The 13588-nt window shown below is 34.0% G+C and carries 14 protein-coding genes and 1 tRNA gene; 7 read left to right on the top strand and 8 right to left on the bottom strand.

The window, feature by feature from the left end:
- Positions 1-10: 10 nt before the first annotated feature.
- The 4 genes from gltS to sdaAB form a co-directional block, all read right to left on the bottom strand.
- On the bottom strand, positions 11-1243 hold the full coding sequence (gene gltS, locus B8869_RS06105) for a sodium/glutamate symporter (protein ID WP_084230764.1): 1233 nt from the start codon (positions 1241-1243) through the stop codon (positions 11-13).
- A gap of 61 nt (positions 1244-1304) precedes the next feature.
- Positions 1305-2525, bottom strand: coding sequence for a dicarboxylate/amino acid:cation symporter (locus tag B8869_RS06100; protein ID WP_084230763.1), 1221 nt, complete (start codon positions 2523-2525; stop codon positions 1305-1307).
- 2 nt (positions 2526-2527) lie between these two features.
- Complete coding sequence (sdaAA, locus tag B8869_RS06095; protein ID WP_084230762.1) at positions 2528-3406, bottom strand: L-serine ammonia-lyase, iron-sulfur-dependent, subunit alpha; 879 nt, start codon at positions 3404-3406, stop codon at positions 2528-2530.
- Complete coding sequence (gene sdaAB / locus B8869_RS06090) at positions 3407-4075, bottom strand: L-serine ammonia-lyase, iron-sulfur-dependent subunit beta (RefSeq protein ID WP_084230761.1); 669 nt, start codon at positions 4073-4075, stop codon at positions 3407-3409. It lies immediately after the preceding gene.
- Between the two features lie 282 nt (positions 4076-4357).
- Here sdaAB and B8869_RS06085 point away from each other — a divergent pair, with 282 nt between their 5' ends.
- The 3 genes from B8869_RS06085 to B8869_RS06075 all read left to right on the top strand — a co-directional run bounded on the left by B8869_RS06085 (position 4358) and on the right by B8869_RS06075 (position 7746).
- Complete coding sequence (locus B8869_RS06085) at positions 4358-5902, top strand: AbgT family transporter (protein WP_084230760.1); 1545 nt, start codon at positions 4358-4360, stop codon at positions 5900-5902.
- A gap of 141 nt (positions 5903-6043) precedes the next feature.
- On the top strand, positions 6044-7294 hold the full coding sequence (locus tag B8869_RS06080) for a dihydroorotase (protein WP_084230759.1): 1251 nt from the start codon (positions 6044-6046) through the stop codon (positions 7292-7294).
- Between the two features lie 8 nt (positions 7295-7302).
- Positions 7303-7746: a GNAT family N-acetyltransferase gene (locus tag B8869_RS06075; protein WP_084230758.1), complete on the top strand. Its 444-nt coding sequence runs from the start codon at positions 7303-7305 to the stop codon at positions 7744-7746.
- A gap of 265 nt (positions 7747-8011) precedes the next feature.
- Here B8869_RS06075 and B8869_RS06070 read toward each other — a convergent pair.
- Positions 8012-8088: transfer RNA gene (locus B8869_RS06070), tRNA-Arg, on the bottom strand.
- A 128-nt stretch (positions 8089-8216) separates the two neighbouring features.
- On the opposite strand from B8869_RS06070, the gene rpoN reads away from it, so the two are divergent.
- On the top strand, positions 8217-9506 hold the full coding sequence (gene rpoN / locus B8869_RS06065) for an RNA polymerase factor sigma-54 (protein WP_084230757.1): 1290 nt from the start codon (positions 8217-8219) through the stop codon (positions 9504-9506).
- The gene (locus B8869_RS06060) at positions 9490-10047 is read left to right on the top strand and encodes a glycoside hydrolase family 73 protein (protein ID WP_234989767.1); all 558 of its coding nucleotides are present in this window, start codon (positions 9490-9492) and stop codon (positions 10045-10047) included. Before rpoN ends, B8869_RS06060 begins: the two co-directional genes overlap by 17 nt.
- Here the strand turns inward: B8869_RS06060 and B8869_RS06055 are convergent.
- Positions 10044-10508, bottom strand: a complete 465-nt coding sequence (locus tag B8869_RS06055) for a hypothetical protein (RefSeq protein WP_084230756.1) — start codon at positions 10506-10508, stop codon at positions 10044-10046. The genes B8869_RS06060 and B8869_RS06055 overlap by 4 nt on opposite strands.
- A gap of 81 nt (positions 10509-10589) precedes the next feature.
- Positions 10590-10904: a hypothetical protein gene (locus tag B8869_RS06050; RefSeq protein WP_084230755.1), complete on the bottom strand. Its 315-nt coding sequence runs from the start codon at positions 10902-10904 to the stop codon at positions 10590-10592.
- Positions 10905-11145: 241 nt separating this feature from the next.
- On the opposite strand from B8869_RS06050, the gene B8869_RS06045 reads away from it, so the two are divergent.
- Entirely contained in the window at positions 11146-12492 is a 1347-nt protein-coding gene (locus tag B8869_RS06045; protein WP_084230754.1) for a Na+/H+ antiporter NhaC family protein, read from the top strand.
- A 15-nt stretch (positions 12493-12507) separates the two neighbouring features.
- Positions 12508-13152, top strand: coding sequence for an aspartate/glutamate racemase family protein (locus B8869_RS06040; protein WP_084230753.1), 645 nt, complete (start codon positions 12508-12510; stop codon positions 13150-13152).
- Positions 13153-13186: 34 nt separating this feature from the next.
- Here the strand turns inward: B8869_RS06040 and B8869_RS06035 are convergent, their stop codons facing one another.
- Positions 13187-13576 carry a hypothetical protein gene (locus tag B8869_RS06035; RefSeq protein WP_084230752.1) on the bottom strand — a complete coding sequence of 130 codons (390 nt, stop codon included), beginning with the start codon at positions 13574-13576 and terminating at the stop codon, positions 13187-13189.
- Positions 13577-13588: the final 12 nt, after the last annotated feature.

Below are 13588 nucleotides of genomic sequence, written 5' to 3'. Positions count from 1 at the left end.
AAAATAAATTTTAGTGTAGCGCATGTACGAAAGTTTTAATAAACCAAATTGTTTGTGGTTGGTAGATAATGTCTACAAGGAAAGCACCTACTATAGGAACTATCATCATAGCTTTTCTTGACATACCATATCTTTCGTTAACAGCTGTCATGTTTACTATTGCAGATGGTGTAGCACCTAAGCCGTGTCCACAAAGTCCTGAGCACATAACTGCTGCATCGTAATTTGAACCAAGTATTCTAAAGATGATAAAGTAAGCTACAAACATCATAAATACTACTTGAGCTATTACTACAAGAAGAACTCCACCTATCAAGTCTGAAAGTTCCCAAAGTTTTAGAGTCATCATAGCTAATGTAAGGTAAAGATTTAACATTACATTTCCTATTTCATCAACTACAGGGAAACTAAATTTGTATAGAGAGAATTTTTCGTTTAGGTTTCTTGCGATAACGGCAACAAACATAGCACCTACATATTTAGGGAAAGACATTCCTATAAGTTGTCCGATTTTTGCTGAGATTATGCTTCCGATAGCCATACATACTATTATAACTACTACATTTTTCATAACGTCAAGGCTTGAAAGTTCAACGTGTGTAGAATTGATAGATGTAACTGACTCGTCAAAGTCTTCGTCAACAGGTTTTAAGTTGTTCTTTTCAATAAGTCTTCTTCCAAGTGGACCACCAATAAGCACGGCAGAGATAAGACCGAAAGTCGCAGCTGCAGCACCTACAAGTGGAGCTATGTCATAACCCATTTCAGCAAATGTTGAACCATAAGATAGAGCGGCACCGTGTCCACCAATCATAGATATAGAACTTGCAAGAAGTGCATAAGGCGCTTCAAGTCCAACTAATTTTGAAATAGTTATACCTATTGTGTTTTGGAAAATAGAGATTATTCCACAACACAACCAATAAATAAGTAAAAGTTTTCCTCCAGATTTAAGTAATTTGAAACTTGCTCCAAGACCAACAGTTGTAAAGAAAGCTAACATAAATGTATCTTGGAATAAGTTTTCGAAATTAAAGACAAAACCTTGAGTTGTATGTCCTATCCAAGTTATTAACATGAATAGAAATCCACCTATAACAGGAGCTGGGATACAGTATTTTTCTAAGAAGTAGATTCTGTTTTTCAAGCCATAACCTATTAACAAAAGGATTGATGCCAAGGCTAAAGTTAAAATGCTGTCAAGATTGATGTTTAAAATACCTTCTAATGTTTCAAAAGTCATAGTAACCTCCTAAATTTTATTGGAAAGAGGTTTTACCCTCTTCCCAGTATGAAATTTTTTATTAGTCCTCATCTGTTGGGGTAGGACGCTTAACAATGTGGTTGTAGTAGAATTTTTCAACCATCATTGATATAGCATTATCTCCTGTAACGTTAGCTGCTGTACCAAAAGAGTCTTGAGTTAAATAAAGAGAAATCAAGATTGATGCAAGTGGTGATTCAGAAGCTATACCCACTACAGGTAGGAATGGAAGAGCACTCATAACTGCTCCACCTGGAGCTCCTGGTGCTGCGACCATTGCTATTCCAAGAATAGCGATGAATTTGAAGATAAGCCCATAAGAATGAGGCATATCATACATGTGTAGTAGTGTGAATACACATGCAGTAAGTGTAATCATAGAACCTGGAAGGTGAACAGTTGCAGATAGAGGAATTACGAATTCTCTAATTTGTTTTGTAACACCGATTTTTCTATTACATTCAACATTGACAGGAATAGTTGCTGCTGAAGATTGAGTACCTACTGCTGTCAAATAAGCTGGGATAGCTTTCTTTATTGAAGCAAAAGGATTTTTCTTGCTATAAGTACCGGCGATAATAAACATAGCACAGATATATAATATGTGTAGAACTATGATACAACCGAAGATTCTTATAAATACTGAAAGTATAGCAAATACTGATCCAGAGTAAGCCATATTTGCAAAGTTACCAAATATAAAGAATGGTAGAAGTGGTATGATTGCCTTTTCAAGTACTAAGTTGATCATAGCATTGAATTCATTTATAAGTTTATAAAAGCCTTCTCCATCTCCACGTTGACGAATTATTGATACACAAAGACCTATCATAAATGCAAGTACAAGAGCACCTGTAACATCTATAGCAGGTTTTAATGGGATTTCAAATAAAGGAGCGAGAGTTTTTTCACTAGCTGATTGAATTTTATCAACCATTTCAGGTGAAATAAAACTTGGGAATATATTACTAGCCATAGTGTAAGAAAGTGTACCAGCAACAAGAGTTGAAGCATAAGCAAGTCCTACAGTGGCAAGAAGTAATTTTCCAGCACCTTCAGTTAAATCCGCAATACCTTTTGACACAAAGGCAATAATCATTAATGGAATTATAAATCCTAAGAATTTACCGAAGTTTGATGAAAAAGTAACTGCTATTTGAGTTACAACTTCAGGTAAATATAGGCCCACTAATGTACCTAAAACTATAGCTATAATTAGTTTAGGAATTAGACCTAATGTAAATTTTTTTTGTTCTGTCATAATTAATCTCCCTCTTTTAAGAAATCTCTTCTTATTTTTTGTCCGGTTTTGCTTCCAGCAAGCCCGCCAAGTCCTGTCTCTCTTAAGGCTTCAATCATGGAATTTCCAACTTCACCCATTGCTATTACCACTTCATCAAATGGCACTAGACTTTCAACACCTGCAAGAGCCAAGTCTGCAGATATAAATGCATTTATAACTCCGGATGCATTTCTGAAAGTACAAGGGTATTGAACTAATCCGGCTATTGGATCGCATACAAGTCCAAGCACATTTATAATTGTGATGCTTGCTGCGTGAAGAGCTTGTTCAACAGTTCCACCTAACATTTCTACAAGCGCAGCTGCTGCCATTGCAGAAGCGGAACCACATTCAGCTTGACAACCACCCTCCGCTCCGGCAAAGGTAGCGTACTTTGTGATGACTTGACCAATTCCTATTGAAGTCAAGAAACCATTTTGGATAGTCGTTCTGTCAAAATTATATTTTTCAGTGGCAGCTACTAACATTGCCGGCATGATTCCGGATGAACCGGCAGTAGGGGCTGCGACTATTTTACCCATAGAAGCATTCACTTCACTAGTTGAAAAAGCCATTGCCATAGCTTTGGCAAGAAAATCTCCAACTATGGATTTGCCTGAATTTGCATATTCATAAGTTCTCTTTGCAAATCCATCAATCATTTTGTATTCAGTAACATCAGATTGAGTCAAATTTTTCGTTGCAGAGGCATGCATAACATCAATGACCGCATCAAGTTTTTTTCTTATTTCTTCCTCTGTGGTGTGAGAGTTTTTAATTTCTTCTTCTAATACTAAGTCGTATATTTTAATTCCTCTCTCATTGCACACATCTATTATTTCACGAGCTGTATTTAGCATCTATACCTCCACATATTTAGCCGTTGTAAATCTTTCAACACCAAGTATTGCAGATTTTAAACTCTCAGTGAGTGGCTTATCTATCTCCACGGTCAAGGTTACAATATTGGTCAATTTATTCTTCTTTGTATTAAGGGACTCAATATTGTATTCACTTCCTGTTAATAGAGAAGATACATAGGATATTACGCCACGTTGTTCGGGATATTCAAGTAAGATAGTTGAATACTCACCTCTAAATTCAATGGCAATACCATTTATGTTTACAATCTTCATAGCTCCACCACCAATTGACGAGCCGATAACATATTCTTCTTCACCATTTGGGTATGAGAAAACTATCTTAACGGAATTGGGATGATAATTATCTCCAAGGTTAGTAGTAGTAAAGATATAATTTAAACCAGCTTGCTTAGCCAATTCAAAAGAAGTTTTTATTCTATCATCATCTGGTTCAAAACCAAGTATTCCACCAACTAAAGCTCGATCAGTTCCATGTCCTTTAAAAGTGTGGGCAAAAGACCCATGAAGTTGAAATTCAACTTGGTTATAATTGTTACTCACAATGCTCGTTGCAACGTTTGCAATTTTACATGCTCCAGCAGTGTGTGAACTTGATGGACCGACCATAATAGGCCCCATGACTTCAAATGCACTATAATCTGTCATATAACACCTCCACTTTCATTATAGCAGAAAATTTAGCTATTGGAATATTATGGAGGAAATTTTGCTCTCATACGGTAAAGTATAGAAATAAAGTGAGCAAAATAAAAATTGTATAATTATAAAACTATAAAAACAACTAATAACAGATTATAAAAAACTTAAATAATCGATTATTTAAGCACTATAAAAAATAGAATTTTACAACAAATTTAATATAAAAGCTATGAATATGATAGGATATAATATATAATTTTATTATTAAATATAAAGAGGAGGTAGAACATGAAATCTACAAACAACAAACAAGAAGTAAAAGGATTTCTCAAAGGTGTTGAAGTAATAGGCAATAGGCTACCACACCCAGCAATGATATTTGTTATTTTATCAGTGGTTGTAATAATTGCTTCTCATTTTGTTGCGAAGTACGGAACACCGATAACTTATTTCGATGCTAAAGCAGGCGAAGAAGTTACCAAGAGCGCAGTATCGCTTTTAAATGCAGAAGGTGTTAGATATATTTTTAACTCAGCAACTAAAAACTTTACAGGATTTGCTCCACTTGGAACAGTACTTGTTGCAATGCTAGGAGTTGGTGTATGTGAATGGACAGGTTTATTTAATACTGGACTTAAAAAAGCCCTTTTAAATGCAAACCCTAAAATACTTACACCTATAGTAGTATTTGCAGGTATTATGTCAAACGTTGCATCAGATGCAGGATATGTAGTTGTAGTTCCAATCGGAGCATTAATTTTTGGTCTTGCAGGACGTCACCCACTAGCTGGACTTGCAGCAGCATTTGCCGGAATAAGTGGTGGTTTCTCAGCAAACTTAATCTTAGGTACAACTGACCCACTTTTGACAAACATAACTAACGAAGCTTTAAAGGCAGCTCAAATTGACACGTCAATACCTGTAACATCAAATATGTATTTCTTAGCTGCGTCTGCTATCTTCCTTACAATTGTTGGTACAGTTGTAACTGATAAGATAGTTGAACCTAACTTAGGAAAATACACTGGTTCTATAAGTGAAGCTGAAGCAGCTGATGATGTTACCGATCTTGAAGTAAAAGGCATTAGAAATGCATTGATAGCACTTGCTGGATATGTAGTTATAATGGTTATATTGATGTTCCCTAAGGGAGCGCTTTTCCAAGAGCTTAATGAAAAGACAGGTTTAGTAGATTTAAACGCATTCTTACATGATGGATTAATTCCAGCGATGATGCTTTTATTCTTAATACCAGGTCTTGTATATGGTAGAACAGTAGGAAAGATAAAAAATTCTAACGACTTAGTTGCTGCTATGACATCAGCTATGAAATCAATGGGCGGTTACTTAGTGCTTGCTTTCTTCGCAGCTCAATTTATCGCATACTTTGGAAAGACAAACTTAGGAGTTATCATTTCTTATAACGGTGCGGAATTCTTAAAATCAGCAGGCTTATCAGGATTGCCACTAATAATTTTATTCATATTATTATCAGCATTCATAAACTTGTTTATGGGTTCAGCATCAGCAAAATGGGCTATCATGGCTCCAATCTTTGTACCAATGTTACTTGAAATGGGATTCTCTCCAGCGCTTACACAAGTTGCTTACAGAATCGGGGACTCTTCAACAAACATAATCTCACCACTTATGAGCTACTTTGCAATGATAGTGGTATTTATGCAAAAATACGATAAAGAGTCTGGTCTTGGAACTCTAATTTCAATGATGCTTCCATACTCAATAGCATTCTTAGTATTCTGGACATTACTAATGGCAGTATTCTTTATGTTTAACTTGCCAATCGGTATTGGTGGAACTATTTATATGTAAAATTAAACTCCCTTTAATGGGAGTTTTTTTATGCCATTAATTATATTGTGGTATAGCTTACAAATTTGATGCAGTTGTGTCAAAATAAAAAAAGAAAATAATTTATTAGAATAGTTTTATTGTATAGAGGTGAAAAATAAAATGTTAATTAAAAATATAAGGCTTATTGACCCTAAAAACTGTAGGGATGAAATTACAGATGTATTGATAGAAGATAATAAAATAAAAAAAATAGGTAGCTTAGAGGGTAATGCAGACATAGACGGAACTGATTTAGTTTTAGCTCCGGGACTCATAGATATCCACGTTCATTTCAGAGACCCTGGCTTTACGCATAAAGAAGATTTGCACACAGGAGTGAAAGCCGCTGCTGCAGGAGGATATACTACAGTGGTATGTATGGCAAACACAAAACCTATTATGGACAACGTGGAGACTGTAGCTGATTTTAATGCGAGGGCAAAGGCGGAAGATATAAATGTGCTTACTATATCGGCGCTAACTAAAAACTTTAATGGCAATGACCTTGTAGATATGAAAGCTATGATAGAAAATGGAGCAGTTGGCTTTACAGACGATGGAATTCCAAACACAAATAACGCCATGATACTTGAAGCTATGAGAATGGCAAAAGAGTTAGATGTGCCAATATCATTCCATGAAGAAGATCCAAAATTAAATATTGAAAATGGTATAAACCATGGAAAAGTTTCAGATGAGATGGGACTTTTTGGAGCACCTTATTATTCAGAGGATGTAATGGTGGCAAGAGAGGGTGTGTTTGCGCTTGAAACAGGTTGTAAAGTAAACATACAACACATCTCATCTGCAGGAGCAGTTGAATTAGTTAGATATTTTAAATCAAGAGGAGCGAATATATTTGCAGAGGCAACTCCGCACCATTTTACAAGCACAGAAGATTTGGTTAGAGAAAAAGGAACTCTTGCAAAGATGAATCCGCCTCTTAGAACTGAAGCGGATAGAGATGCGATAATCGAAGGTCTAAGGGATGGAACGATAGATATAATCGCAACAGACCACGCACCTCATACAGAAGCTGAAAAATCTGTAGAGTTTACTAAGGCGCCAAGTGGGATAATAGGTCTTGAAACAGCTTTTGGATTGGGCTTTACGAACTTGGTTAAGACTGGAAAGTTGAGTTTGATGGAACTTATTAGAAAGATGACCATAAATCCATCTGACCTATATAAGTTGGAAAGAGGTTCAGTAGAGGTAGGAGCAGTTGCAGATTTGGTAATCGTGGATACAGAAGAAGAATTTACAGTGGATAAATTCAATTCAAAATCAAGTAACTCGCCTTATGTAGGGGAGAAGTTGTTTGGAAAAATTAAATATACAATTTGTGACGGGAAAATAGTTTATAGAGACTAGGTGAATGTATGCAGTGGGAATTAAAAAAATTTGATGATTTGACAGGAAGGGAAGTGTATGAAATTCTTAGACTTCGTTCAGAGGTTTTTGTGCTTGAACAAGAGTGTGCCTACCAAGATGTAGACGGGAAAGATTTAGTATCTTACCATCTATTTGCGAAAGATGGGGATGAAGTTATAGCGAATGCAAGATTACTACCAAAGGGAGTGTCTTATGAAGAACCGTCCATAGGCAGAGTTGTAGTCAAAAAAGAATATAGAGGCACAGGTTTAGCGCAGGAGATACTAAAAAGAGCAATAGAAGAAACAGGAAATCTGTTCGGAGAAACTGAAATAAGAATATCAGCACAAGCATATTTGCTAAACTACTATAGTTCAGCTGGGTTTGAAACAGTATCTGAAATCTATTTGGAAGATGGGATAGAGCACAGAGAGATGTTATACAAAAAATAAATTTAATAAGAATATAAAATAGGGCGGTAACGCCCTATAATTTTTATGATAGATTGTAAATTAAAACTGTGGGGTGAAATGTATGCTAAACACTTCAATAGTTTTTAGTTTGTTTAAAATTACATTTAAACCTCAAGTGAAATATTTATCAATAATTGGATCATACTAGTAGGAAAAATCTATTTCAACAAATTGGAGCAGAGATGGTATAAATTAACAAATATAAACAAAAAAGGTGCGAACTAATTAGTTCAACACCTTTGCTTGGTGCACACAAGAGGAGTCGAACCTCCGACCTACGCTTTAGGAGAGCGTCGCTCTATCCTACTGAGCTATGTGTGCACAATTTATATAATGTGATAATTTTAATGTAAATATTGGAAAAAGTCAAATAGCTAAACTTAAACAAAAGATAAGAATATCTTAGAAGTTTAGAAATATGGCTATGATATAATTTGATTGGTGATAAGATGTTAAATTTAGATTTGAAGTTACAACAAAAACTAAATATTTTTACAGGACTGATCCAATCGCTTGAAGTGCTTTCTATGAATTCGTATGAACTGGAGGAATTTTTAAAAGAAGAGAGCCAAGAGAATGTAATGTTGGATTTCAAATCAAGGCTTGAAGATGAAAGATATCTAAGTCATCTAAAAGCAAGCGGAGGAATTAAAAGCTCAAATAATTTTGTAGAGGATTTAGTGAAGTCAAAAGACCTTACAGAGCATTTGACTGAACAGTTAAGAGAGCTTGAATTAGAAAGAGATATAGAAAAAATAATTCACTATTTAATTTTAAACCTAAATGAGTCTGGATATTTGACTATGAGTTTGGAAGAGGTTTCTAAAAAGTTAGCTCAAAATATAGAAAAGGTCAAGACAGCACATAGCACTTTGTTGAAATTTGAACCAAAAGGTGTAGGAGCAAGAAACTTAGTAGAGTGTCTTTTAAGTCAGACGAGAGAAGAAGACACATTGCTAAAGAAGATAATAGAAAATTATCTAGAGGAGATTGCTAAAAATAAACTTTCTATGATGGCTGAAGAGCTTGGGGTTTCAACTGAAGAAGTGAAACAGTTAGTCAATAGAATAAGAAAATTAAATCCAAAGCCGGGGCAATCATATCAAGCAAGTAAAAAGGTGGAGTATGTATTTGCGGATGTATTCTTGGAAATAGAGAATAGAGAAATCCACTTACAAATGGATTTGGTAAATAATATTTATCTAAATCAAGCCTATTTGAGTATGCTCTCAAAGGATATAGATGAACAGACTAGGGAATATTTGAATAGTAAACTCAACAGAACTCTCTTGATTAAAAAAGCAGTTGGGAAAAGAAACACTACTTTAAACGAAATTGTGAAATTTATAGTGGAATACCAAAAAGATTATTTTATATATAATTCGCCGCTTAGACCTCTAAGGCAAAAAGACGTTGCAGAGGAAATTGGAATCTCTATTTCAACAGTATCAAGGGCGGTTAGTGGAAAGTGTTTGGAGTACAACAAGGGCGTTGTAGCACTAAATGATTTGTTTGTTGGCTCTACAGCTGGCAACGAGGTATCAAGAGACTATATAAAGAAGAGAATCAAAGAAATAATATCTCAAGAAGACAAATCAAAGCCCTTATCTGATAATAAGATAGTTTCTATTCTTGAAAGAGAAGAGATAAATATAAAGAGAAGGACAGTTCAAAAATATAGAGATGAACTTAAAATAGCTTCATCACAAATGAGGAGGGAGTATGGCAAAAAGACGTAAGAAGAGAAGTTTGGGATTTTTCTTTTTTAGCGGGTTTTTATTTATACTTATAATGTTTATGGTAATTTCAAAAGAAAACGAAAGAGAAGTTGTAGACAGAAAAAGAGAGTATTTAGACAATACGACTTACCTTGCTGTGCAAACCGCTAATAATTTTGGATTGTTTCCATCGGTGGTGCTTGCTCAATCAGCGCTTGAATCTAACTTTGGAAATAGTGAACTTTCAAATGTAAATAACAACTATTTTGGAATTAAAAGAGGAAGTAGTAAAAATTATGTAGACTATAATACAACGGAGTATATTGAGGGACAGGCAAAGACACTTAGTGCGTCATTTAGAAGTTACAAGACAAAGAGCGAGAGCTTTGAAGACTACGCACGCCTTATAACAGGTGCGAAAAGATATAAAAGTGTAAAAAAGGCCAGAAGCTATCAAGAAGCCTGTAATGCACTGCAGAGTTCTGGATATGCAACTGACCCAAGATATGCAGAAAAAATAATCTCTATAATAGAGAGATATGAGTTATATAACTTAGATTAAAATAGAAATTTCTTTATTATGAAAAGTAATAACTTAAATAAAAGAATATAAAATAATACTTCTAAAGTATTAGATGGACCAGCATTTACAATTGAAATTTCTTCGTGAGATATATGAACTAATTTATGAAAAAATTGTTCCTCAACAACAGTATCAATTGAGGGATTATCTGTAGTTATAAATTGAGAGTTTAATTTATAACTATTAAAGATATTACTTTTTAAGTAGGCTAAAAATAGCACTTTATTGTCTTTATTAAAAACATAAATAATTGTGTTCCCAGATTGATTAGTTAATTTACTTTCGTATGAATTAAAATTATTTTGATAAATAAGTTTTGAGTTATTTTCTTCAATATTTTTTATTGGATAAAAGTGTACCCCATCAATAAAAAGATAAAGAATAAATATTGTGCACAGAAATAAAATTACTGATTTGAAAGAATAAGTATTCTTTTTCAAACTAATCATCCTCTCTAAAATACAACTTATTTATATACTAAGTTAACCTGTGTTAGATTGAAGTATAAATTGAGAGATTAGTTAATCTCTTTTCCACATCATAAGACGTTCTAACAATTCTTCATTTTCAGATATTCCATAATCATCTAAGAGTTCATTAGATGAAAAATCTAACTCTTTATGAGGAATATCATTTGTAGAATATTTCATATTTTTTTCAGAGACAGGAGCAGGATTTTTAAAATCAGGTTTCTGTTCGATTTTTGGTGCCACGGGCACTTCTGTTTCATATTCATAAGATTCATCAAGTCTTTTAACAAGTGAATAGACCAAGTTTAAATCCTCTTCATCAAAGTTTTTAATCATTTTATTTATAGTAAGTCTTAAATCTTCCAAAAAATCACCTCAAAAAATTTTAAAGAATATTAATATAGGCAATTTGTAGTATAATATTGTATACGGTTTAAATTGCTATTTATATTGAAACACTTTTTAAAATACAAGTATTCTGTTAGTATAGTTAAAGCTTATATAAAACTATACTATTGTTAAAACAACTGCGCAATAAATTTTAATGCAAGTTTTAGTGTATAACAATCAATGTAAAATCAAATCAAAAAACTTATTAGGAGGAAGTATGCAAGAGAGGAAACCGAGTTTTATCGCCTTAGTGCCATTTATATTGTTTATAGTATCATACCTTGCGATAGGCTCAAGTTTAGTTTTTAGCGGAGAATCAATGGGATTTTATCAATTCAAAGCTCCGATTGCTGTAATTATTGGTATAATAGCAGCTTTTTTTATGATAAAGGGAAATGTAACTGAAAAGTTCGATGTATTCATTAAAGGTTGTGGAGACGAAAACATAATCATAATGTGTATCATCTATATATTAGCTGGTGCGTTCTCAACTGTTTCAAAGCAAATGGGCGGGGTTGATGCAACAGTAAATTTAGGGCTTTCAATTATTCCACCAGGGTTAATTACAGTAGGGCTATTTGTAATAGCTTGCTTTATTTCAATCTCAACAGGTACATCAGTTGGAACTATAGTTGCACTTGGACCTATAGCGGTTGGATTTGCTGAAAAAACTACTATATCAATGCCACTTATAATAGCGACACTGATAGGTGGAGCGATGTTTGGAGATAATTTATCTGTAATTTCAGACACGACTATAGCCGCAACTAGAACGCAGGGTGTAGAGATGAAAGATAAGTTCAGAGCTAATATTGCAATGGCAGTGCCGGCTATGATTGTAACTATAATTTTATTAATCATATTTGGAAGACCGGAAGTGGCTCCAATAAAAGAAGTTTATGAATTTGATTTTATAAAAGTGTTACCTTATATATTTGTGTTGGTGGCTTCTGTTGTGGGAGTGAATGTGTTTGTAGTTTTAGTTTTGGGGACTATGCTATCTGGTGCTATAGGAATAGCTACAGGCGCCTTTGGATTTTTGGAATATTCTAATTTAATCTATGATGGATTCGTTGGGATGTTTGAAATATTTATCCTATCAATGTTGACTGGAGGTTTAGCTGGTCTTGTAGGATACGGCGGAGGATTGGATTGGCTTTTAAATACAATTAAGAGATTTATAAAGAGCAGACGTTCAGCTGAAATCGGAATCGGACTTATAACATCTCTTACAGACATGGCAACAGCTAACAACACGGTCGCTATGATAATAGATGGTCCGATAGTTAGAAACATAGTTGAAGAATATGAGGTAGATCCAAGAAGATCTGCTGCATTGATGGATACATTTGGAGCAATTATGCAAGGGTTGATACCTTACGGGGCACAAGTTTTGATGGCGGTTAAGTTCACAGAAGGACAAGTATCTCCATTTGAAATAATGCCACTACTATGGTACCAATTTGCACTTGCATTCTTTGTAATAGTGTCCATGTTCATACCATTTGCAGATGGATTTATAAAGAGAAATCCATGGGATTTTCAAAAATGGGAGCCTAAATAATATAGGAGGAGTGTTATGAGAGTAGCTGTTTTTGCAGGAACAATAGGAGATACAAAACAAGGTGTAGCTTTACTTAGAAAGTTTGATATTGATACTATGGAATATCCTTTCTCAAATACTCCAGAAGAACAGACTAAGATGCAATATTTTTCAAAGCAAGAATTAAATGAATTGTTTGAGAAAAATACAAGAGAAGCTAAGAGTTTGGGAGCGGAAAAGATATTTGTCTACTGCAACTCTCTAAGTCTTTCGGTTGATTATAAAGAGATAGGAGAGCGAGTTGGAATTGAAATCATAACTCCACTTGAAACCTATAAAAATTTGGATAGAGTGCATAACTTGGCGATTATAGCAGCGAATGGATTCTCAGCGTATTCTCTCGACAAGCTTGTGGCTGAAAATAATAATATAAACTCTTCGATTTGTATGGGGAATATGCCATTTGTTAGAAAAGTAGAAGAAGGTTCTGAAGATGCTTTGGATGTGCTAAACATAAGAGGATTTGTGAACTACTTAGAGGGAATACAGGCGGAGTACAAAATAGACAGCTTATTGATAGGCTGTACTCATTTTTCAAAATGGACAAGCGAAATAAAAAAGGTTACCAAGCTTAACGTAATAGATCCAACAGAAGATATGTTAGAAAAAGTTAAGAATTAAAGGAACTCCTCGGTGTTAGCCGGGGAGTTTTTAATTAACTCCAAGAGAGAGTGTACTTTCCTGAAGCTTTTTTAAAATGAACTTTAAAAAAATATTTTGTGTGGGATTCCACTGGATAATCTTTAGTGGGAGAAGATTCCTTCAATGTAAATAAAATATTTTTGCTGCAATCCATAACTTCAACATATAACTCACCTTTTGAAAGTTCAGTTTCTAAATTGAAAGTATAAATCCTACTCTGTTCGAATTTAAAAACATTTCTTGTATAACCACTACAATACTTAAAACTTGCATAATGGTTATTATTTGAGTTTCCAAATTTTTCATAAAACATTAGAGCTGATTTACAAGAAAACGACGCAAACCCATTATCATATAGAATATAAATTAAAGATAAGATAAAAAGAAATATAATAAAATTCAATTTTTATTCTCC

This window comes from Peptoniphilus asaccharolyticus DSM 20463 (assembly GCF_900176115.1).
Taxonomy (GTDB): domain Bacteria; phylum Bacillota; class Clostridia; order Tissierellales; family Peptoniphilaceae; genus Peptoniphilus; species Peptoniphilus asaccharolyticus.
Note: the sequence above shows the minus strand (reverse complement) of the source record. Positions and strands in the feature narration are given on the sequence as shown.

Excerpts from the sequence above, each read along its gene's own strand:
- gltS (WP_084230764.1), bottom strand. The coding sequence starts at position 1,243 with ATGACTTTTGAAACATTAGAAGGTATTTTAAACATCAATCTTGACAGC.
- B8869_RS06045 (WP_084230754.1), top strand. The coding sequence starts at position 11,146 with ATGCAAGAGAGGAAACCGAGTTTTATCGCCTTAGTGCCATTTATATTG.
- rpoN (WP_084230757.1), top strand. The coding sequence starts at position 8,217 with ATGTTAAATTTAGATTTGAAGTTACAACAAAAACTAAATATTTTTACA.
- B8869_RS06040 (WP_084230753.1), top strand. The coding sequence starts at position 12,508 with ATGAGAGTAGCTGTTTTTGCAGGAACAATAGGAGATACAAAACAAGGT.
- B8869_RS06080 (WP_084230759.1), top strand. The coding sequence starts at position 6,044 with ATGTTAATTAAAAATATAAGGCTTATTGACCCTAAAAACTGTAGGGAT.
- sdaAB (WP_084230761.1), bottom strand. The coding sequence starts at position 4,075 with ATGACAGATTATAGTGCATTTGAAGTCATGGGGCCTATTATGGTCGGT.
- B8869_RS06060 (WP_234989767.1), top strand. The coding sequence starts at position 9,490 with ATGGCAAAAAGACGTAAGAAGAGAAGTTTGGGATTTTTCTTTTTTAGC.
- B8869_RS06085 (WP_084230760.1), top strand. The coding sequence starts at position 4,358 with ATGAAATCTACAAACAACAAACAAGAAGTAAAAGGATTTCTCAAAGGT.
- sdaAA (WP_084230762.1), bottom strand. The coding sequence starts at position 3,406 with ATGCTAAATACAGCTCGTGAAATAATAGATGTGTGCAATGAGAGAGGA.
- B8869_RS06100 (WP_084230763.1), bottom strand. The coding sequence starts at position 2,525 with ATGACAGAACAAAAAAAATTTACATTAGGTCTAATTCCTAAACTAATT.
- B8869_RS06075 (WP_084230758.1), top strand. The coding sequence starts at position 7,303 with ATGCAGTGGGAATTAAAAAAATTTGATGATTTGACAGGAAGGGAAGTG.